Annotated in this window: 18 protein-coding genes; 11 read left to right on the forward strand and 7 right to left on the reverse strand. The window is 42.9% G+C overall.

Annotation, left to right across the window (positions count from 1 at the left end):
• Positions 1–30: 30 nt before the first annotated feature.
• Complete coding sequence (locus ABC361_RS09345; RefSeq protein WP_176554217.1) at positions 31–717, reverse strand: carbonic anhydrase; 687 nt, start codon at positions 715–717, stop codon at positions 31–33.
• Between the two features lie 196 nt (positions 718–913).
• Positions 914–2,167 carry a flagellin N-terminal helical domain-containing protein gene (locus ABC361_RS09350; RefSeq protein WP_413073728.1) on the reverse strand — a complete coding sequence of 418 codons (1,254 nt, stop codon included), beginning with the start codon at positions 2,165–2,167 and terminating at the stop codon, positions 914–916.
• 253 nt (positions 2,168–2,420) lie between these two features.
• On the opposite strand from ABC361_RS09350, the gene ABC361_RS09355 reads away from it, so the two are divergent.
• Together ABC361_RS09355 and ABC361_RS09360 are read left to right on the forward strand one after the other, a co-directional pair.
• Positions 2,421–2,747, forward strand: coding sequence for a hypothetical protein (locus ABC361_RS09355; RefSeq protein ID WP_413073729.1), 327 nt, complete (start codon positions 2,421–2,423; stop codon positions 2,745–2,747).
• Positions 2,748–2,817: 70 nt separating this feature from the next.
• Positions 2,818–3,603: an ABC transporter ATP-binding protein gene (locus ABC361_RS09360; RefSeq protein ID WP_413073730.1), complete on the forward strand. Its 786-nt coding sequence runs from the start codon at positions 2,818–2,820 to the stop codon at positions 3,601–3,603.
• Here ABC361_RS09360 and ABC361_RS09365 read toward each other — a convergent pair.
• Positions 3,593–3,883 carry a hypothetical protein gene (locus ABC361_RS09365; protein ID WP_413073731.1) on the reverse strand — a complete coding sequence of 97 codons (291 nt, stop codon included), beginning with the start codon at positions 3,881–3,883 and terminating at the stop codon, positions 3,593–3,595. The genes ABC361_RS09360 and ABC361_RS09365 overlap by 11 nt on opposite strands.
• A 208-nt stretch (positions 3,884–4,091) precedes the next feature.
• Between ABC361_RS09365 and ABC361_RS09370 the strand changes: the two genes are divergently transcribed.
• The 7 genes from ABC361_RS09370 to ABC361_RS09400 all read left to right on the forward strand — a co-directional run bounded on the left by ABC361_RS09370 (position 4,092) and on the right by ABC361_RS09400 (position 10,190).
• Entirely contained in the window at positions 4,092–4,385 is a 294-nt protein-coding gene (locus ABC361_RS09370) for a hypothetical protein (protein WP_413073732.1), read from the forward strand.
• A gap of 156 nt (positions 4,386–4,541) precedes the next feature.
• Positions 4,542–4,883 (forward strand): hypothetical protein, encoded by a 342-nt coding sequence (locus ABC361_RS09375; protein WP_413073733.1) that lies wholly within the window; start codon positions 4,542–4,544, stop codon positions 4,881–4,883.
• Between the two features lie 236 nt (positions 4,884–5,119).
• Complete coding sequence (locus tag ABC361_RS09380; RefSeq protein ID WP_413073734.1) at positions 5,120–6,169, forward strand: NAD(P)/FAD-dependent oxidoreductase; 1,050 nt, start codon at positions 5,120–5,122, stop codon at positions 6,167–6,169.
• Between the two features lie 103 nt (positions 6,170–6,272).
• Complete coding sequence (locus ABC361_RS09385) at positions 6,273–7,328, forward strand: ABC transporter substrate-binding protein (protein WP_413073735.1); 1,056 nt, start codon at positions 6,273–6,275, stop codon at positions 7,326–7,328.
• Positions 7,329–7,333: 5 nt separating this feature from the next.
• A complete protein-coding gene (locus ABC361_RS09390) occupies positions 7,334–8,359 on the forward strand; it encodes a FecCD family ABC transporter permease (protein WP_413073736.1) in 1,026 nt (341 codons plus the stop codon).
• Entirely contained in the window at positions 8,356–9,387 is a 1,032-nt protein-coding gene (locus ABC361_RS09395) for a FecCD family ABC transporter permease (RefSeq protein WP_413073737.1), read from the forward strand. The genes ABC361_RS09390 and ABC361_RS09395 overlap by 4 nt, the downstream gene beginning before the upstream one ends.
• Entirely contained in the window at positions 9,387–10,190 is an 804-nt protein-coding gene (locus ABC361_RS09400) for an ABC transporter ATP-binding protein (protein WP_413073738.1), read from the forward strand. Before ABC361_RS09395 ends, ABC361_RS09400 begins: the two co-directional genes overlap by 1 nt.
• A 38-nt stretch (positions 10,191–10,228) precedes the next feature.
• Here ABC361_RS09400 and ABC361_RS09405 read toward each other — a convergent pair whose 3' ends face one another.
• Entirely contained in the window at positions 10,229–11,431 is a 1,203-nt protein-coding gene (locus tag ABC361_RS09405) for a hypothetical protein (RefSeq protein ID WP_413073739.1), read from the reverse strand.
• Between the two features lie 875 nt (positions 11,432–12,306).
• On the opposite strand from ABC361_RS09405, the gene ABC361_RS09410 reads away from it, so the two are divergent.
• Together ABC361_RS09410 and ABC361_RS09415 are read left to right on the forward strand one after the other, a co-directional pair.
• Positions 12,307–15,621: a beta strand repeat-containing protein gene (locus ABC361_RS09410; RefSeq protein ID WP_413075747.1), complete on the forward strand. Its 3,315-nt coding sequence runs from the start codon at positions 12,307–12,309 to the stop codon at positions 15,619–15,621.
• Positions 15,622–15,924: 303 nt separating this feature from the next.
• Positions 15,925–17,298, forward strand: a complete 1,374-nt coding sequence (locus ABC361_RS09415; RefSeq protein ID WP_413073740.1) for a sodium-dependent transporter — start codon at positions 15,925–15,927, stop codon at positions 17,296–17,298.
• A gap of 34 nt (positions 17,299–17,332) precedes the next feature.
• Here ABC361_RS09415 and ABC361_RS09420 read toward each other — a convergent pair whose 3' ends face one another.
• From ABC361_RS09420 to ABC361_RS09430, 3 genes are all read right to left on the reverse strand, one after another.
• Positions 17,333–18,265 (reverse strand): DUF2705 family protein, encoded by a 933-nt coding sequence (locus ABC361_RS09420; protein WP_413073741.1) that lies wholly within the window; start codon positions 18,263–18,265, stop codon positions 17,333–17,335.
• Entirely contained in the window at positions 18,262–19,179 is a 918-nt protein-coding gene (locus ABC361_RS09425) for an ABC transporter ATP-binding protein (RefSeq protein ID WP_413073742.1), read from the reverse strand. The genes ABC361_RS09420 and ABC361_RS09425 overlap by 4 nt, the downstream gene beginning before the upstream one ends.
• Positions 19,180–19,284: 105 nt before the next feature.
• Complete coding sequence (locus ABC361_RS09430) at positions 19,285–19,902, reverse strand: LysE/ArgO family amino acid transporter (protein WP_413073743.1); 618 nt, start codon at positions 19,900–19,902, stop codon at positions 19,285–19,287.
• Positions 19,903–19,943: the final 41 nt, after the last annotated feature.

Below are 19,943 nucleotides of genomic sequence, written 5' to 3' on the forward strand. Positions count from 1 at the left end.
CAAAAAAGTTGGCTTTATAAGCCAACTTTTTTAATGATAATGATAACCAACATCTCGATCTCCTAAATCTTGAACAGGGCGATAGTTTGACGGATAAATGGCTTGAAAGCGATCAATCTGCTCGCGTGACAGCTCAATGGGTTCATCAATAACAGACCATTTTACACCTTCATCGCACGGTGGTGTGGTTAACGAACCATTGTATTGAAACGAACGTAAATCTGCAGGAATAAGATCATTTGGATGAAGTTCGACCGTTTCAGCTGCTATTTCTTCATTTGACGGCATAATGGACCAAACGTCTTCTAGCACATCATTATGTTCTCCTTCTTCCATTAGAACACCTAACACAGCTAGATTATCGTTCGCATCTTTGTGAACGAAGTGAAGTTCCATCTCAAATGATTCATCATCGACCGTATGTTCACTAGGTGTATGAAAGTGAAATTGAGCTAGCGTATACAACGTTCCAGACAAGCGCAGAGAACTGTCCGTTGTGCCATACACATCTGCTTGAATCGTGTGACCATTATTTGTAACAGTAAATTCAGTCTGCTCGTATGTGTTTATAAGTGGCCATTTTGCCGATGAAAGACTGTTATAGGAAAGGGCAATAGGCGATTGTTGCTCTCCAATTGAACAGAGCGCAAACGATTCATCCAGTTCTCCCCAATGGTCTGGACCAGTTGATCCTTCGTACGACCAAGAGGCCTGCAAGGCTTCTAATGGAGTTTGATAGAATAGATGACTAGCTTGAGCAGAATAAGGAAAAAGTGTTGCAGCTAACGTTGCGAGAGTGAGAAGAGAAACTAGTTTTTTAATTGAAAACGCCTCCTTGTTAAGATACGTCCAAATTATCCCTCAAGCGCGACGAATAATCTACACAATGCGCTATTTTCCCAACCCGTTTCTTTTATTCTAGCAAGGCTAACACTTGCAACGGCTGTTGATTGGCTTGTGCTAGCATAGATTGAGCGACGTTTGCAAGCAGGTTTTGCTTAGTGACGTTTATTATTTCTTTTGCTACATCTGTATCTCGTATACGTGACTCTGCTGCCTGCAAGTTTTCGCTCGACTGATGAAGGTTTGTAAGCGTATGTTCCAGCCGATTTTGCGTGGCACCTAGCAGCGAACGCTGGCCTGATACGTACACAATGGCTTGATCGAGTTTTGTTATGGCATCATTAGCCGTTTCTTTTGATAATACAGATAAAGTTTTGGACATTTCATTGTTTTCATCAATGATAATGGATTGACCAACTGCTAAAGGCTTTGAAGAGGTAAAAAAAAGTGTGTTTTCTTTGTAATACCCTGCTTCACGCTCTTCTGTTGCCTCGAACCAACTGGCTTGGAGAACGTTGCCTGTAGAGTCGATGACATCTAAAGTAGGTGTAACCGTTGTGACCGTCTCATCACTTAACGTAATCTGATAAGACTTGCCTTCCCAGTAAACTTGGTACGTACCGTTCTTTTCTGGTAATGAAGCAGCATATTTAAGCTCATCTCCTATATAATAACCGGCTCCGTTTTTTCCTTCAGCATCATAATAACCAACAATTTCATGACCAGGATCACTTGGCGTTGTCGCTCGTCCGATTTGGGTGACTTTATTCGTTTGAATCTCGCCTGCAATGCCTATAACGTTTGTTGATTCAACTGCTGTTAAACCTAACTGCTTTGTTGAGATGCCGCTAAGATGCAAGGAAATGGTTTGACCTGCATTTGCACCAACTTGAAAAGAGAATTCTTTTTGACCAGTTAAAAGCGAATGGTTATTGAAGGTTGTCGAATTAGCAATTCGATTGATTTCTTCACTTAAGCTGTCAACTTCTTGTTGAATACCTTGTCGGTCACTAATCGTATACGTGTCATTCGCTGCTTGAACTGCAAGCTCGCGCATCCGCTGTAAGATTTGATGGGTTTCATTTAAAGCTCCTTCTGCGGTTTGAATGAGCGATAGACCATCTTGTGTGTTGCGGCTTGCTTGATCGAGCCCTCGAATTTGAGATCGCATTTTTTCGGAAATAGCAAGCCCTGCGGCGTCATCTGAAGCCCGGTTAATACGCAAGCCTGTTGCCAGCTTTTCTTGTGATCTTTTTGCTAACGCTTGATGGCTTCCCAACTGTTGATGCGCATATACAGCTGACGTATTTGTAAAAATTTTCATAGATTTGTAACTCCTCATTCGGGTATTTTTATTCAGTCTGCCGTATAAAATATGAAATTTATGTTAAAAAAATGTACGTTTAGACCACTTCTATAGTACGATTAATTTTATAAATATCCTTTTAAAAATTAATAGGTTTCTTTTTTTTACTTCATTTATGCGCAATTTTACATGTTTAGAAAAACCGCAACAGTACCAATCGTTCAAACCTGTCATACGTTATAGCAAATGAAAACATGTTAGGGTGGTGGGGATGTCAAGGGAATCAACGGAAGAAAAACTACACTTATCACAAGACCTTATTTATTACGAAAGCTTACTAGGAACCATTGCGGCAACGTTATTCTTCTTTGGTGTTAAGTTAAGCAGAGATATATCGAGGGCGGCTGAAGACACAAACGAACTATCTGAAGAAGAGATGGAAGAAATCGTTACGTATACTGCTGTAGCTTCGACAAGAGGGGCACTTCGGGACTATGAAGATTTAAATGATGTGCTAACCTCTTTGAAAGAAGAATTAAAGCAAGTCGATAACGAAATAAAGGAAATGCGTGCTATTTTGAAAAAATATTATCGATAAGTGATAAAATCATTGTATTCAGACTAAACCGAGGCTAAAATGCCTTGGTTTATTTGGGAGGAAAAGTGGCATGGAAACGATCGTCAAGTGTAGCAATGTTACGTGGGTTAGAGAAGGAAAGAGCGTGTTAAGTGAAGTTAATTGGGAAATGAAACAAGGAGAGCATTGGTGTATTCTTGGTCTTAATGGTTCTGGGAAAACAACACTTCTTAATTTAATCAATGGCTATGTATTTCCTACATCAGGAGAAATCTCCGTTATGGGGAAAGTCTCTGGAAAAACAAATTTTCCAGAACTGCGAAAAAAGATTGGGTATGTGAGTAGCTCGTTAGATTCCTTTTTACCAATGATGCAGAGAGAAGCGGTGGAGGAAGTCGTTGTTAGCGGTAAATTCGCTTCGTTTGGCTTATACGAAAAGGTATCAGGCCAGGATTGGCAAACAGCTGAAGAGATTTTACACTCTTTACGGTTACATCATTTAAGGGGGAAAACGTTCGGTGTGCTCTCTCAAGGAGAACAACGAAGGGTATTAATTGGACGAGCATTAATGAGCAGCCCTGATATGCTCATCCTTGACGAGCCATGTACAGGATTAGACGTGCGTACAAGGGAAGAAATGCTGAGCTTGATGGCAGAAATAAAAGCAAGAGGCTGCCACCTTATCTATGTAACTCATCATATTGAGGAAATCTCGCCTATTCTCACACACGTGCTCATGATGCAAGATGGCAAAGTTGCTGCGTCAGGGCAAAAGCAAGAGGTATTGACTTCATCTTTATTATCAGAGGTATTCAAACTGCCTGTTGATGTAGAATGGATGAATGATCGACCTTGGCTAAAAATTGTTAGAGGGTAGAACGGCCGGCTTGAATACTTGCACCATAAACAATAAACGCGCTCAATATTAAGACCCACATTAAATCGCGATACACATCGAATGTAAGCGTAAAGAGTCGATGTGTCACTTCTACAAGAAGCCAACCAATCGGAAAGATAGGAAAGGCATGTTTAGCGGCGCGTATATAGATGAATTTCCCTCGCTCATCTTTTGATTCTTCTGATTTTGAAAATTGGTATTCTTTATAAATGAAATAAATAAACAGAATTAAGACGATAAGACCAATGTACATAGGCATAAATTTAATTTCTCCTTTTCTTAGAAAATGCGACAATATCTTCATCTAGCAGAAACGATAACATATCTATCTGATTATGTAAAAAATAGGTATAAAAATCAATTTTCTTTGAACAAGGCATAACGACGATCAAACTTTTCAACTTTACGTATGTTGTATGGTTGAGTGAATCTCAACAAAATACGTTGAAAAGGTTAGGTGTTGCACGATGGCAATTACAATTCCAGTACCAGGTTTAGGGAATGTTTCTGTATTAACAGGACCGGGAGATTCTGTTAGTTTACGAGGATGTCAGCAATTTGTTGGAACAGGTGAGACGGTTATTCAAGTATCACCAACGGCGTTATTCAATGTGTTCTGTCCAAATGGAAATGCGATTCGCGTTGTCTATTTAACAAATCTTCAAGATTTAAATTTAATCAACTTAATTGAGCAAATTCTTGATCTTAACGCACAAGTCATTGAAGCAACAACAGAAATTACCACACTTGTTGCGGTTTAAAACATCCAAAAATCCCACTAGCTTTTTGCTAGTGGGTATTCTTCTGGCTAGGGTTATGAACAATATACTAAGTTCCAAATTTGGATAATAAAACCAATTATTCAGAGGACGGGCAGACAGACTAACGTATTGCTGCATCTTACATATATTGTAGTGTTGAGTAAAGCTCAGCAAAACGATATGAAAAGGCTAGGTGTTGTATTATGGCAATTTACAATTCCAGTACCAGGTTTAGGAAATGTTTCGATATTAACAGGACCGGGAGATTCTGTTAGTTTACGAGGATGTCAGCAGTTTGTTGGTACAGGCGAAACCGTTATTGAAGTTTCTCCAACAGCATTATTTAACGTCTTCTGTCCAAATGGAAATGCAATTCGTGTTGTCTATTTAACAAATCTGCAAGATTTAAACTTGATTAATTTAATTGAGCAAATTCTTGATCTTAACGCACAAGTCATTGAAGCAACAACAGAAATTACTACGCTTGCTGCGGTTTAAATGAATCTATATTCCTCTACTAGCTTTAAGCTAGTGGGAGTTTCTCTTATTTAATCTATACATATGCCAAAAAAATAGGAGTGTGCCAGAGTTTCTAAAAATATACGCTAGTCTACGTATTTCCCAATTGCAAAAACAATGGACAAGCTTTATCGATGTGTCATTAAAAATAAGAATAAAAAAAGATTGATAATGAGAATCTTTATCAGTGTTATAAAGAAAAGGAGATGTTTGTCTTGTCAAATAAGTTAGAACGATTTGATATAACGATTGTTGGCGGGGGACCGGCTGGACTCTTTGCTGCATTTTATAGTGGGATGCGTTCAATGAAAACAAAATTAATAGAAGCAAGTCCAATGCTGGGCGGAAAATTGAATAGTTATCCAGACAAGATGATTTGGGATGTAGGTGGCATGCCGCCACTTCAAGCAAAGCAACTAGTTAAGCAACTTATTGAACAAGCCAAAACCTTCGATCCGGTTATTGTATTAAATCAACAAATCCAAGGAATTGAACGGACAAAAGAAGGCGATTTCTTAATTAAATCTTCAACCGGTGAACAACATCTTACTCAAACGATTCTGTTATCAATCGGCTACGGTGCCAAAAATGTCGTTAAATTAGATTTAAAAGATGCAGATAAATACGAAAATACTAACCTTCATTATACGGTGAAAAATATTAAGCACTATCAAGGCAAACGTGTCTTAATTTCAGGTGGTGGCGATTCAGCAGTTGATTTTGCAAACGCATTAAGTGAAGTCGCGAAAGAGGTAATGATCGTTCATCGTCGTCATGAATTTAAAGGGCATGAGCAGAATGTAAAGAAAATGCTCTCAAGTCGCATTCAAGTAAAACGACCTTTTGCACTGAAACATTTAATTGGAGACGAAAGAAAGATCCATTCTGTGGAAATTGATCAAATTACGAATAAAGGAATCTTTTTAAATAAGAACGAGCGCGTTCAAGTTGATGCTGTTATTGTAAACCATGGAATGAAAGCGGATATTGGCCAAATTAGGCATTGGGGTCTACACACTGACGAGAGACATATTCTCGTTAACAATAAATTAGAAACGGGAATAGACGGCATTTATGCAGCGGGGGATAGTGCGAAATTCGCAAATAAAATTAATTTGTTGGCAGGAGCGTTTACGGATGCAGCAGTTGCCGTTAACCATGCAAAAACGTATTTGAAGCCAGAAGCAGCGATGGACATTTTTATCTCTTCTCATAACCCAGTATTTGACAAAAGGAACAAAATGATTGAAAAGGCTGTAAAATAGCGAAAAAGGTCATTGACTTTTAGAGAGGGCTACACTACTATAATTGATATCGATTATCATTATCAATTATATAGAGATGTACATAGGAAGAGGAGAACGTATTATGATTAAGCTTACCGATTCATCAAAACTATTTTTATTTTCTGCGGCGATGGTAACCGCACTTGCAGGCTGTTCAGATAGCTCGGACGATACGTCTTCAAATGATACTAGCGCAGACGGAGAGAACGGAAGCGGTACAGAGGAGCAAATTGTCATTGAGCACGCGTTTGGTGAAACAGTCCTTGAATCTGCGCCTGAGCGTGTTGCGACAGTACAGTGGGGAAATCAAGACGTCGCATTAGCATTAGGTGTTGTGCCAGTCGGATTTTCAGCAGCAAATTTTGGCGTGCAAGATGACAGCGGTTTATTGCCTTGGACAGCAGAGAAACTTGATGAGCTAGGTGAAAATGATCCGAATGTATTCCAAGATACAGATGGACTTGATTTTGAAGCCATTGCAGATTCTCAGCCAGATGTTATTTTAGCAGCTTATTCTGGTATTACAGAAGAAGATTACAATTTGTTAAGCGAGATTGCTCCGGTTGTCGCTTACCCGACTTCCCCTTGGACAACATCATGGAGAGATCATGTTCTCATGAATGCAGAAGGTATGGGCATGAAAGAGGATGGCGAACAGCTAATTGAAGATACAGAAACCCTCATTGATGAAAAATTAGCAGACTATCCAGAAATTGAAGGGAAGACCGTTGCGTGGGTAAACTTTTCCGCAACTGATATGTCTGACTTGCATTTATATGCACCGGCAGATACCCGTGTTGCCTTTTTAACAGAAGAGCTGAATATGGAATTTCCACAAGAGATCATGGATGAATTGCCGAATGAAGATGATTTCTCGTTAAGCTTAAGCGCAGAAAATGCCGATATTTTAAATGATGTTGATGTTATTCTTGGTTACGGGGACGACGAATTGCTCGAGGCACTACAAAACGATTCACGTCTTGGCCAGATCCCTGCGATTGAAAGAGGATCTGTCGCATTTATTAATGGAAGTTCTGAATTAGGCGCAGCTGGAACACCGAATCCATTGTCAATTTCTTATACGCTTGACGAGTACTTAGAGTTAATTGGAGAAGCATTAAGCCAGGCTGAGGAGTAATTCTTGTGAAGGCAGTTGTAAAAAGGAATCGCTACTCACCGAAGCACGCAACGGCAGTAATCGTTTTTTTACTAGCGATGCTACTTGTTAGCGTGCTTTCCTCTGTTGCTTTTGGCTCTCGAGTCGTGACATTAGACGAAATACTTTCAGCCATATTTCACTCTGGCTCAGATTCTTATAGCGTAAGCGTTGTGCGAGAACGAGTGCCACGAACGGTTTTTAGCCTCTTGTGCGGAGCTGCTCTCGGTGTATCAGGTGCACTCATGCAAGCTGTGACAAGAAATCCGATTGCTGATCCGAGCATTTTAGGTGTAAATACTGGTGCAGCATTATTCGTTGTCGCTGGGTTAGCTTTTTTTAATATTAGTTCAGCCAATCAATACATATGGTTTGCGATCATAGGTGCCATGCTAACAGCTGTTTTTGTATATGGAATTGGTTCCATGGGGAGAGCAGGGGCTACACCGTTAAAACTTGTCCTAGCAGGCGTCGCTACAAGTGCTGCCCTTTCTTCGCTTGTTAGTGCCATTATGTTAAATCGGACGTATGTCATGGATCAATTTCGTTTCTGGCAAGTAGGAAGTGTAGGCTCAGGAAGTTGGGATTCTATTACGACGTTTTTACCGTTTCTTGTCGTCGGACTCACGTTAGGAATTCTTTCTTCTTCTGCGTTAAACGCATTGGCATTAGGTGACGATGTTGCAACAGGACAAGGCGTTCGAACGGGCTTATTACGTATGACAGCAGCGTTTGCTGGCGTTGTTTTATGTGGAGCGGCTACAGCACTTGCAGGCCCGATTGGGTTTATTGGGTTATTGTCAGCACACCTGATTCGCCTCTTATTAGGAGCTGATTTACGCTACATTATTCCTTTGTCTGCGATTGCAGGCGCTGTGATTTTAACAATTTCTGATGTCGCAGGGCGCTTGATTGGTAGTCCGGGGGAATTAGAAGCTGGTGTTATTACGGCATTTGTAGGTGCTCCCTTATTAATTTTATTTGCTATGCGCATGAAGGTACGTTCATTATGATGAAACATTCAATTGAAAACATCCAAATAGGTCGAAAAAAAAGGCTCTGGCGCTGGTGGTTTGTAAACGGCATGTTATTCATTACCTCACTCATTCTTTGTGCAGCAATGCTCATGTTGGGAAATACCATTTATCCAGCAAACGAAGTAGTACGAGCACTATTGGGAGAACAGCTAGGTAGCGTGAATTTTGCAGTAAATACCATTCGGTTTCCACGTATGCTGGCAGGATTATTCGCTGGATTTGCGTTTGGCATTGCAGGGAATACGTTTCAGACAATGTTACGGAATCCTTTGGCAAATCCAGATGTACTCGGTATTACGGCAGGTTCTAGCGCAGCTGCATTGTTTTGTATTCTCGTACTTCAAGCGAGCAATAGCGTCGTATCAATTGTTGCGATTGTTGCAGGTCTCCTGACCGTTATCTTAATCTATAGCTTATCAAGGGGCCGAACCTTTTCGGTTGGCCGGTTAATTTTAGTCGGTATCGGCGTCCAAGCGATGTTAAGTGCAGTAATCTCTTATTTGCTAATGGTTGGTGCCCAAGAAGATCTTCCTACAGCAATGCGCTGGTTAAGCGGAAGTTTGAACGGAGCACAAATGGATGCGGTCTATCCACTGATGATAACGGTCCTTGTTTGCTCACCTGTTGTGATGATATTAAGCAAACATTTGAGTATTCTTGAACTAGGTGAGCAATCGGCAATATCCCTTGGCTTGAATACGGATCGAACGCGCGTCCTTCTGATCTTTGCATCAGTCTGTATGATTGCATTAGCCACTGCCACCACAGGACCGATTGCATTTGTAGCATTTTTAGCGGGGCCAATCGCTAAGCGCTTAGTTGGAGCTGGACTATCAACGGTCTTGCCTGCAGGTCTCGTTGGAGTGAATTTAGTCTTAGCGGCAGATTTAGTCGGACAATTTGCTTTTGAAATTCGCTTTCCTGTTGGGATAATAACGGGCATATTAGGAGCGCCGTTCCTCCTTTACTTACTCATACGAATGAATCGGAAGGGAAGTTTATAATGACAACGACTCATCGTTTTGAAACGGAGAACATTGAAGCAGGTTACGATGGAACGATTATTTTAAATGATATTAGTTTAGTTGTGCCAAATAATAAGATTAATGTCATCATTGGTGCAAATGCGTGTGGAAAATCCACACTCTTAAAAACAATGGCACGATTACTCAAGCCTGAGTCTGGTTCTGTTACCTTAGATGGAAAAGACATTACTCAAATTCCACCTAAAAAGTTAGCAAGAGTACTTGGTCTCTTGCCACAATCTCCCATTGTGCCAGAGGGGATAACGGTAGCTGATCTAGTTGGTCGTGGGCGCTTCCCGCATCAGTCTATTTTTAAAGGTTGGTCAAAAAAAGACTATGAGGCCGTTACTGAGGCGATGGAAATGATGAAGATAACGGAACTCGCAAATCGGAATATTGATGAACTTTCTGGTGGCCAAAGACAACGCGTTTGGATTGCGATGGCACTGACGCAACAGACGGATATTTTGTTTTTAGACGAGCCAACAACGTTTTTAGATATTACGTATCAAGTGGAAATCTTGGATTTATTAACGGACTTAAATCGCAAGCACGGGACAACGATTGTTATGGTGTTACACGATATAAATCTTACTGCTCGTTATGCGGACTATATCTTTGCTTTAAGACAAGGAAAGCTTATTGCAGAAGGGTCGCCCTCAGAAGTAATCACGAGTGAACTTGTTAAAGAGATATTCGAACTTGAATGCAATGTTATTGACGATCCAGTTTCCAAAACCCCCCTTGTTGTACCAAAAGGGCGCTACCATGTTCATGTATAAAAACCCACGATGATGGAAGATCATCGTGGGTTTTTCGTCTAATAACCAGCAATCCAAGGAGATAACAGTAAGTTTCCATCACTCGTATTAATGACTTGCCCTGTAACTAAGCCGTTAGGAATATTCTGAGCACGAAAATTAATAGGTGGACCATCTTGGGTCGTGCCTAATCCCGTTGAACGTCCTGCAACAGCAGATCCATTTACTTGATTGTAAATAATAAAATAATAGACGGCTGCCTCAACTAAAAATACAGGTTGTTGTAATGGAAGTGCAAAAATACCTCCAGGAATTGTTGTGACAATATCGGTTGTTGCAACAATTGTTGCCTCTGTACTGGATGTTGATAACGCAACAGCCATTTGATAGAGACCCGTACCACTTCCAACTTGGACAATGTAAGATGCTAGATTCGATATTGTTGAACCATCTCCAAAAACGAGTGCACCAATCGCTTGATTATTGCCTGCCCCGGCGTTAAATGGAATCGTAACATTGATGTCACCTAATTTTACGGTCTCATAGTTTATAGCAGATGTTCCGCCGCCACTAGGTCCGGTTGGCCCTGTTATACCAGTTGAGCCTGTAGCTCCTGTCACACCAGTTCCGGTAGCTCCGATTGAGCCCGTTGCGCCAGTAAGGCCCGCTGGTCCAGTTGCACCGGTGTTCCCTGTTACACCTATTCCTGTAGGTCCAGTTGCGCCGGTCGGGCCTTGGGGTCCTAATGGCCCAGGCCCAGTAGGACCAGTGGGGCCTGTTGATCCCGTCGGAGAACCAGGTATACCTTGCGGGCCAGTAGGACCAGTGTTCCCTGTTACGCCAGTCGAACCAGTGTTTCCTGCTGGTCCAGTTACCCCGTCGATGCCCGTGACTCCAGTTGTTCCAATTCCTGTATTCCCAGTAGTACCTGTAGGTCCAGTCGGTCCAGTAGGTCCAACTGCACCTGTCTCCCCACGAGCTCCTGTTAAACCTCTAGCACCACTTCCTGGAGGACCAGTTGGGCCTTGTAAACCTGTAGCTCCTGATATTCCTGCTCCTGTTGCACCTGTATTCCCGGTAGCTCCTGTAGGCCCAGTCGGTCCAGTTGCGCCAGTTATCCCAGAAGGGCTGCCAGGTCCTGGTGGTCCAGTCGGCCCAGTTATTCCTATGCATGTACAGCGATTAGCATTTTTCTTGAAATGCGTTACACCAGTGCGACAACATTCACAAAAAGAATGATTTTGATTTTGAAAATAATGCATCATTTCCTCCTACTTGTTGTTTTCACATATCCTATGAAAAAAATAGGGGTTTGGGTAAACAATTCAAATATTTTTTTTATTAAAGATGCGTTAACCTTAAAAAATGCTTTATAAATGAGAGTGGCTATATTTGATGTTGGTAGCCTGACCTTAAAGGGTTGTTAAACGTAAACGTCTTCAAAAAGAGGAAGAAGATTTGCTAATGACTGGATGATAAACTTTAAGAAAAATCGTAAGCGGTGGCTTGGATTCTCACAAAGGAGCGTTTCGAAACGATTAAGCGGAAATGTTAAACATATGCACCGATAGCGGTTGATGAATCGCGTTCCCCCTCAATTTAAGCATTCTATAATTATTATCGGCTTCTATGTTTTTCTTGCAACGATGAGTAAGGAGACTCACCTTATTGAACGCCTAAAAAATCGCAATGCTTAACAACCATTTGTGAATTTGTTATCGCACATTCTTTTTTGTATACATAGTCTAAAAAAAGGGCGAATGAAGAGGGTGCAGCAACATTGAATTTCTACGAAGAGTGTTCAAATTTTCAGCGCTTCAAGCGAACATTAACAAATGGAAGGGAGTTGTACAACGGTTCGTTCCCTGCCAACGTGACAGGAGCAACTGGTGTAACCGGTCCAACCGGTCCTCCTGGTGGAGGAATAGGACCGACTGGTCCAACTGGCGCAACTGGAATTGGATTGACAGGAATTGTTATGTATAATGCCACACTTGCCCCTACTTATAAAGTAGGGCAAGTTGTCACTTATGATGGTGCCACATATCTCGTCATAACCTCACCACCAACCGGCTTGCCCAGCGAGTCCGAAGATTATCTGCTTCTTGCAGCTTCCGGTAACACTGGTTCAACGGGAATGACAGGAGCAACAGGGGTTGGATTTGAGAGTACGGTTCCTTATGATCCTGCTCGTGCACTTGGTTATGAGGTGGGTCAAGTTGTGACATTTGAGGGAAGTGCGTATGTCGTAAACACCGCACCTCCATTCGGATTGCCATCAACTTCACCTGATTACACCTTGCTTGCTATTAGCGGGTCAACAGGAATAACAGGAGCAACCGGATCGACCGGAGCAACAGGATCGACCGGAGCAACGGGATCTACTGGAGCCAACGGAGCAACAGGAGCAACCGGGTCAACAGGAGCAACGGGAGCAACCGGATCGACGGGACCTACTGGAGTGACAGGAGTAACCGGAACAACCGGGCCATCAGGAACAACCGGACTGACAGGAAGCACCGGATCAACGGGAACAACAGGATCGACCGGAGCCACAGGAGCAAGCGGAGTCACTGGAACAACAGGAGCAACTGGAGTAACGGGAGCCACAGGAGCAAGCGGAGCCACAGGAGCAAGCGGAGTCACTGGAACAACAGGAGCAAGCGGAGTCACTGGAACAACAGGAGCAACGGGAGCAACAGGATCAACAGGAGCCACCGGAATCACTGGAATTACTGGAATTACTGGAACGACTGGGGTCACTGGGACGACGGGATCGACGGGAGTCACCGGAACAACAGGAGCAACAGGATCAACCGGAGCAACAGGATCAACTGGAGCCACCGGAATCACTGGAATTACTGGAATTACTGGAATTACTGGAACGACTGGGATCACTGGGACGACAGGATCGACGGGAGTCACCGGAACAACTGGAGCAACCGGAATCACCGGGGCAACAGGAGTCACAGGAGTCACAGGAGCAACAGGGCCGACAGGAGGAACGGGAGTAACAGGAGTTACAGGAGGAACGGGAAACACAGGAGCCACAGGGGCAACGGGAATCACTGGAACAACAGGATTCACAGGAGCCATCGGATCAACTGGAGCCACCGGAATCACGGGATCGACAGGAAGCACTGGAACGACGGGATCGACCGGAGCCACAGGAGCAAGCGGAGTCACTGGATCAACTGGAGCCACCGGAATCACGGGATCGACAGGAAGCACTGGAACGACGGGATCGACCGGAGCCACAGGAGCAAGCGGAGTCACTGGAACAACAGGAACAACCGGATTAACGGGAACTACCGGAACTACCGGAGCAACTGGTTCAACAGGGTCAACCGGAGCAACAGGGGCAGCAGGAGTCACGGGAAGCACTGGAGCAACAGGAATCACTGGAGCAACCGGAGCAACAGGAACTACAGGCTCAACCGGAGCAACCGGAGCCACAGGAGTAACGGGCTCAACCGGAGCAACCGGAGCCACAGGAGTAACGGGCTCAACCGGAGCAACCGGAGCCACAGGAGTAACGGGGTCAACAGGAGTCACAGGAGCCACAGGAGTAACGGGGTCAACAGGAGCCACCGGAGCAACAGGATCGACCGGAGCAACGGGAATAACTGGAGCAACGGGAGTAACAGGAACAACAGGGTCAACAGGAACAACAGGAATCACCGGAGCAACCGGAGCAACCGGAGCCACAGGAGTAACAGGATCGACCGGAGCAACAGGAATCACCGGAGCAAGTGGAGCGACCGGACCAACAGGAATAACAGGAGCCACAGGAGTAACCGGGTCAACTGGAGTAACAGGAGTAACCGGAGCAACAGGAGTGACCGGATCAACAGGATCGACCGGATCAACGGGAATAACTGGAGCCACGGGAGTAACAGGATCGACCGGATCAACGGGAATAACTGGAGCCACGGGAGTAACAGGATCGACCGGATCAACGGGAATAACTGGAGCAACGGGAGTAACAGGAACAACAGGGTCAACAGGAACAACAGGAATCACCGGAGCAAGTGGAGCGACCGGACCAACAGGAATAACAGGAGCCACAGGAGTAACCGGGTCAACTGGAGTAACAGGAGTAACCGGAGCAACAGGAATAACAGGAGCAACAGGATCGACCGGATCAACGGGAATAACTGGAGCCACGGGAGTAACAGGATCGACCGGATCAACGGGAATAACTGGAGCCACGGGAACAACCGGAGCAACAGGAGCAACAGGAGTAACTGGAATAACAGGAGCAACAGGATCGACCGGATCAACCGGAGCAACAGGAGCAACAGGAGTAACTGGAATAACAGGAGCAACAGGATCGACCGGATCAACCGGAGCAACAGGAGCAACAGGAGTAACTGGAATAACAGGAGCAACAGGATCGACCGGATCAACAGGAGTAACAGGAGTAACAGGAGTAACCGGAGCAACAGGAGTGACCGGATCAACAGGATCGACCGGATCAACGGGAATAACTGGAGCCACGGGAGTAACAGGATCGACCGGAGCAACGGGAATAACTGGAGCAACGGGAACAACCGGAGCAACCGGAGCAACAGGAGTAACTGGAATAACCGGAGCAACCGGAGCCACAGGAGCCACAGGAGTAACGGGGTCAACAGGAGTCACAGGAGCAATTGGAGTGACAGGAGTAACCGGAACGACAGGATCAACAGGATCGACCGGAGCAACGGGAATAACTGGAGCAACGGGAGTGACCGGATCAACAGGATCGACCGGAGCAACGGGAATAACTGGAGCAACGGGAGTAACAGGAGCAACCGGAGCAAGTGGAGCAACAGGAATCACCGGAGCAACCGGAGCCACAGGAGCCACAGGAGTAACGGGGTCAACAGGAGTCACAGGAGCAATTGGAGTGACAGGAGTAACCGGAACGACAGGATCAACAGGATCGACCGGAGCAACGGGAATAACTGGAGCAACGGGAGTAACAGGAGCAACCGGAGCAAGTGGAGCGACTGGATTTACTGGAATTTCATCGGTTGAACCCTTTTTCAATAGCAATGTTCAAGCTCAAACAGTCGCGGCTGGCGCACCAGTCATATTATTAACTCCAGGTGCATATTCGGGCTTAACATTTGTTGCAGCAACTGGATTATTTACCATCGTTACTCCTGGGATGTATTATATAAGTGTTGGCTTGAACAAGACAGCTGGAACGACTACAGGAGCAGTTTTTGGTTTGACGGTAAATGGGGTGGCAACACCGAGTGCACCAATTGCATGTTCAGATACAGCAGGCTTGTCTTTAGTCATTCGGGCACAGAATTATAATGCGGGTGATACGATTCAAATTACGAATTTTTCAACATTTGCTGTAACGCTTGCGAATGCACCTAACCAAGCGAATAGCGCAGGACATGTGACCATTCATCGTTATGCGAGTGGCCCATCAGGGACGGTGATTACAATTTAGCTAAAAAGACTCTTTCAAAGAGTCTTTTTATTTTGCTGAAATATGCAAACATGTATGGTGACAGAAGAAACCATTCATCTTATAGAATGTTCTTGCTCAATAGACATGTTTTTGTTATTATATAAAAATATTTATAAATACTTTGATCTTTTTTAGGAAAACATGAACATACTTGAACAACGTTAGTCTAGTGAATTGTCAGAACAAGCAGACAGTCTTTATTTGTCTGTTTGCAGTGGACATTAATTTTTGAACGCTAACGAATGTTTTCATCTGGGTCTAGACAAGGAGAAACATCACAACATGTCAACATCGCAACAGTGGTCTTCAAAAATAGGATTTTTATATGCAACGGCAGGGAGTGCGATCGGACTCGGCGCTATTTGGAAATTTCCATACATGGCGGGAACGAGTGGAGGAGGCGCTTTTTTTGTGCTTTTCTTAGGGTTCACGCTTCTTATAGGGATTCCACTTTTAATTGGTGAATACATTTTAGGGCGTCACTCTCAAGCTGATGCGGTAACGACATTTCAAAAGTTAGCACCGCGCTCGTTATTTCGGTTTACCGGTTGGTTGGGCGTCATCGCATGTTTTCTTATCCTCTCGTTTTATAGCGTTATAGGTGGGTGGTCCATCCTTTACCTTGGTTCATCTCTAACAGGACAATTAGGTCAACTAAATGCAGACGGATATGCAGCGCATTTCAGCGAATTAATAGCAAACCCTTACTTGGCAATTGGCGCGCAAGCATTCTTTTTAGCTTTGGCTGCTGGCATCGTGTCAAGAGGGGTTCAAGAAGGAATTGAAAAAGCGTCAAAATGGATGATCCCTACTTTATTTATTTTGCTTGTCATTTTGGCGGGTTATTCGTTAACGCTAGATGGCGCACAGGAAGGGTTAGCATTTTTATTTTCACCAGATTGGGGCACAGTTTCTAACGATGTTGTGTTAGTTGCGTTAGGTCAGTCTTTTTTCGCTCTATCCTTAGGGGTTTCAATTATGGTTACATTAAGTTCTTATGCATCAAAAAAGCAAGATCTCCCTATTTCTGCTATTACGTTAGGTGGGATGAATATTGTTGTCGCTATCCTTGCAGGAGTAATGATCTTTCCAGGTGTCTTTACATTTAACTTAGAACCGAGTGAGGGTCCTACTTTAATTTTTGCGGCTGTGCCAACGATCTTCTCACAAATTCCATTTGGTCAAGTACTCGTACCATTATTCTTTATACTCTTTTTCTTTGCTGCATTAAGTACAGCGTTTTCGTTGCTTGAAATTGTTGTGGCAGCATTTATAAAGAAGGATGTCAGTAAGCGTCAAAAAAGCAGCTGGATCGTTGCAGCACTCGTTCTTATAATGGGTATCCCATCTGCTTTATCATTTGGTGTGCTGGCAGATTGGTCGCTATTTGAGTTTTCCTTTTTTGATCTTATTGATTATAGCGTATCAAATGTTTTGATGCCGATCGGTGCTTTTCTCATTAGCTTATTTCTCTTAATTAAAATGCCAAAGACTGTTTTACGTGATGAATTCAAGCAAGGGAGTCGATTTGGGCGAAAGCTGTTTGTAGTGTGGTACAGCATGATGGTTTTTCTTGTCCCAATTGCGATTGCGATTGTATTAATTGATCAGCTCTTTGGGTTAAATGTGCTCGCCATTTTTGCATCTCTATTCTAATAAAACCGCTCAGCATCTACTGAGCGGTTTTTCTTTATGAAGGTTTGATCTCTCTTTTCTTAAATACATATAATGCAACACTTAAAAACAGTAACCAATAGACAAACAAAACAATCGCAGAAAAAAGTGGGTTCGTTAATGAAGAAATTGGACCCCCTTCTGTTACATATTGGCTTAAATCATTCACAAAAGGGAGGAAAATAGCCCAATCATAAAATTCAAGAAGCATCACATTTGCAACTAAACCTAAAAATTGGCTCGCAATGCTGATTGCAATTGCCATGATATCGCTTGAAAACATGGCAGAAATCGCAAAAGCTAACGTAGCAAGTAACATCGTCATCGGCAGGTGCGCAACAAAAACGAGCATCGATTGGAGTCCATAGCCTCGTTCTTGAACGTCTCCATCTACAATATGAAGGAAGCTCGCTTGTTCATCAAAGCCGAAGAACATGGCCCCGAAAAGAAGGGAAGAAAGCCAGAGCGTGGTGACAAATACAAGCATATAGATTAGCACCGTTATGTATTTTGACAAAAGGATCTTAATACGTGAAGGTGGTCGTACAAGTAAAAGTTTAATGGTCCCCTGTTTAAATTCAGAAGAAACAATAGTGGCGGCGATCGCAATGATAAACAAACTAACAAGCATTAGTAACCCGTTACTATTTGTGACAAAAGTCCACGCACTATTCGGCATCGCATACGCTGGAGGCAGGTCGTTGTTTAATCGATATTCTGCTAAAAGAATTTGTTCTTCAGCGAATGGTTCTTCACCAGTAAACTCTTGGTAATAAAGGATGTCTGCTTCGAGATTATCCCGCCAGTTGCTTTCAAACATATCAAAGTTTGGGGCGTTATGTACAACGGTGGCTGTTAAAAAGGTTAACGCAACAATTAATCCTAACATAACCCATGTGCCAACCCGTCCATTTTGTTTCATAAGCTCGTTTTGAATAAGTCGTATCATGGCTTTACACCTTCTTTATTTGTAAGGTGAAGAAAGCGTTCTTCTAAGCTATCTTTCACGATGCTTACTTCTTGAACATCTATTTCAGCACTTAAATGGCGGATAAAAGAGGCAATTTGATCTTTATGTAGTGAGAGTGTAAAAGAATCCTCGTTTTTTTGCGTTTGTTCATCATAAGTTTTCATCAGGGAAAAAGCTTGATCATCGTAAATGTGGTTCACACGAATACGGTAGGTCATTCGTTTGTTCGCTTCACTATCTATAAGCGTTTCTTCATGCACCATCTTTCCTTCTTGAATAATGGCAAACCGATCACACATTAGTTCCATTTCACTCATTAAATGGCTAGATACGAGAACGGCTAATCGCTCTTCTTTTGCTAAACGTCTAAGATAAGTACGAACTAGGCGAATGCCTTCTGGGTCTAACCCGTTGGTCGGTTCATCAAGAATAAGTAGCTTTGGTCGATGGATCAGTGCTTGAGCAATTCCGAGTCGTTGCTTCATTCCTAATGAGAAGGTTTTTACTTTTCGATTGATTACCTTGGATAAACCGACAAGGTCAATTAATTGATTGATTCGTTCATGATTGACTTCTCCATTCATGCGAGCGAAATGAATCATATTTTTTCTAGCAGTTAAATGGTTGTACATCTCTGGATTCTCAATAATCACTCCGACTTGTTTAATGGCTTCACTATAGGCAGATCTGATACTGTGACCTGAAATAGAAAGATCCCCACTCGTTAATTCTGATAAACCAACCATCATACGAATGGTAGACGTTTTTCCAGCACCATTTGGTCCAAGAAATCCGAATACCTCTCCAGCGTTGACGGTAAAACTTACATCGTCGACAATCCTTTTGCCACGAATTGTTTTAGAAACATGCTGCAGTTCTAGAATAGCGGTCATGTCATCCCTGCCTTTCGGTCTATTTTAATAAAAGAAGACTTGTTTCATTGTACTATGAAAGGAACTGAAACAAATGAATTTTTTAAAATAGTTAAAAAGATTTTATCACGATAAAAAAGCTTGATAGATAAAATAAAGGGTTAACAACCAAATCGTTACAGCAGAGACTTTATGAATAGAATTGAATAACCAATCTGATTTTTTCCATTGTTTTAAATGTTTTCCTAAATAGGCTAACAAGAAAAAAGTGAGCCAGGAAACAAGGATACATGCAAAGGCAAAGCTTAACATTTCAAGACGAGTGTTGTAGTGAGTGGCATATGTACCAATAACGGCAATTGTATCTAAAATGGCATGGGGGTTAAACAAAGATACAGACAACGCGAGAAATACTTGTTTTTTTCCAGAATACGGACTTTGCTGAAACGTCTTCGGTTTAGAGTCAGTTTTCCAAATTGCCCAACCGATTACAACTAAAAAGCCACTGCCAACAAGATAAAGAAGTGGTTCTAAAAATGGAATTGCTTGTAAAGCAAATGATATACCACATACGGAAACAACAATAAGAAGGGTATCCGCTAAAGCTGATGTTACAATGGTCGGCATGCTTTTTTTATATGTCGGTTGAACCGCACCTTGATGAAAAATAAGTAAATTCTGCGGTCCTAACGGGATGATTAGCGCAGTCGCTAAAACAAACCCATTCACAAACGCACTGAACATGAGATCACTCCTTTACTTAAGAATAAGGATGCTTGTATAGT

The sequence above is a fragment of the Shouchella phoenicis genome (assembly GCF_047238345.1).
In the GTDB taxonomy this organism is placed as follows: domain Bacteria; phylum Bacillota; class Bacilli; order Bacillales; family Bacillaceae_D; genus Shouchella.

What these genes read in the sequence shown, in the direction of transcription:
- ABC361_RS09350 (WP_413073728.1), bottom strand. Translation starts at nt 2,167, where the DNA reads ATGAAAATTTTTACAAATACGTCAGCTGTATATGCGCATCAACAGTTG.
- ABC361_RS09355 (WP_413073729.1), top strand. Translation starts at nt 2,421, where the DNA reads ATGTCAAGGGAATCAACGGAAGAAAAACTACACTTATCACAAGACCTT.
- ABC361_RS09360 (WP_413073730.1), top strand. Translation starts at nt 2,818, where the DNA reads ATGGAAACGATCGTCAAGTGTAGCAATGTTACGTGGGTTAGAGAAGGA.
- ABC361_RS09365 (WP_413073731.1), bottom strand. Translation starts at nt 3,883, where the DNA reads ATGCCTATGTACATTGGTCTTATCGTCTTAATTCTGTTTATTTATTTC.
- ABC361_RS09370 (WP_413073732.1), top strand. Translation starts at nt 4,092, where the DNA reads ATGGCAATTACAATTCCAGTACCAGGTTTAGGGAATGTTTCTGTATTA.
- ABC361_RS09385 (WP_413073735.1), top strand. Translation starts at nt 6,273, where the DNA reads ATGATTAAGCTTACCGATTCATCAAAACTATTTTTATTTTCTGCGGCG.
- ABC361_RS09395 (WP_413073737.1), top strand. Translation starts at nt 8,356, where the DNA reads ATGATGAAACATTCAATTGAAAACATCCAAATAGGTCGAAAAAAAAGG.
- ABC361_RS09400 (WP_413073738.1), top strand. Translation starts at nt 9,387, where the DNA reads ATGACAACGACTCATCGTTTTGAAACGGAGAACATTGAAGCAGGTTAC.
- ABC361_RS09405 (WP_413073739.1), bottom strand. Translation starts at nt 11,431, where the DNA reads ATGCATTATTTTCAAAATCAAAATCATTCTTTTTGTGAATGTTGTCGC.
- ABC361_RS09410 (WP_413075747.1), top strand. Translation starts at nt 12,307, where the DNA reads ATGACAGGAGCAACAGGGGTTGGATTTGAGAGTACGGTTCCTTATGAT.
- ABC361_RS09415 (WP_413073740.1), top strand. Translation starts at nt 15,925, where the DNA reads ATGTCAACATCGCAACAGTGGTCTTCAAAAATAGGATTTTTATATGCA.
- ABC361_RS09420 (WP_413073741.1), bottom strand. Translation starts at nt 18,265, where the DNA reads ATGATACGACTTATTCAAAACGAGCTTATGAAACAAAATGGACGGGTT.
- ABC361_RS09425 (WP_413073742.1), bottom strand. Translation starts at nt 19,179, where the DNA reads ATGACCGCTATTCTAGAACTGCAGCATGTTTCTAAAACAATTCGTGGC.
- ABC361_RS09430 (WP_413073743.1), bottom strand. Translation starts at nt 19,902, where the DNA reads ATGTTCAGTGCGTTTGTGAATGGGTTTGTTTTAGCGACTGCGCTAATC.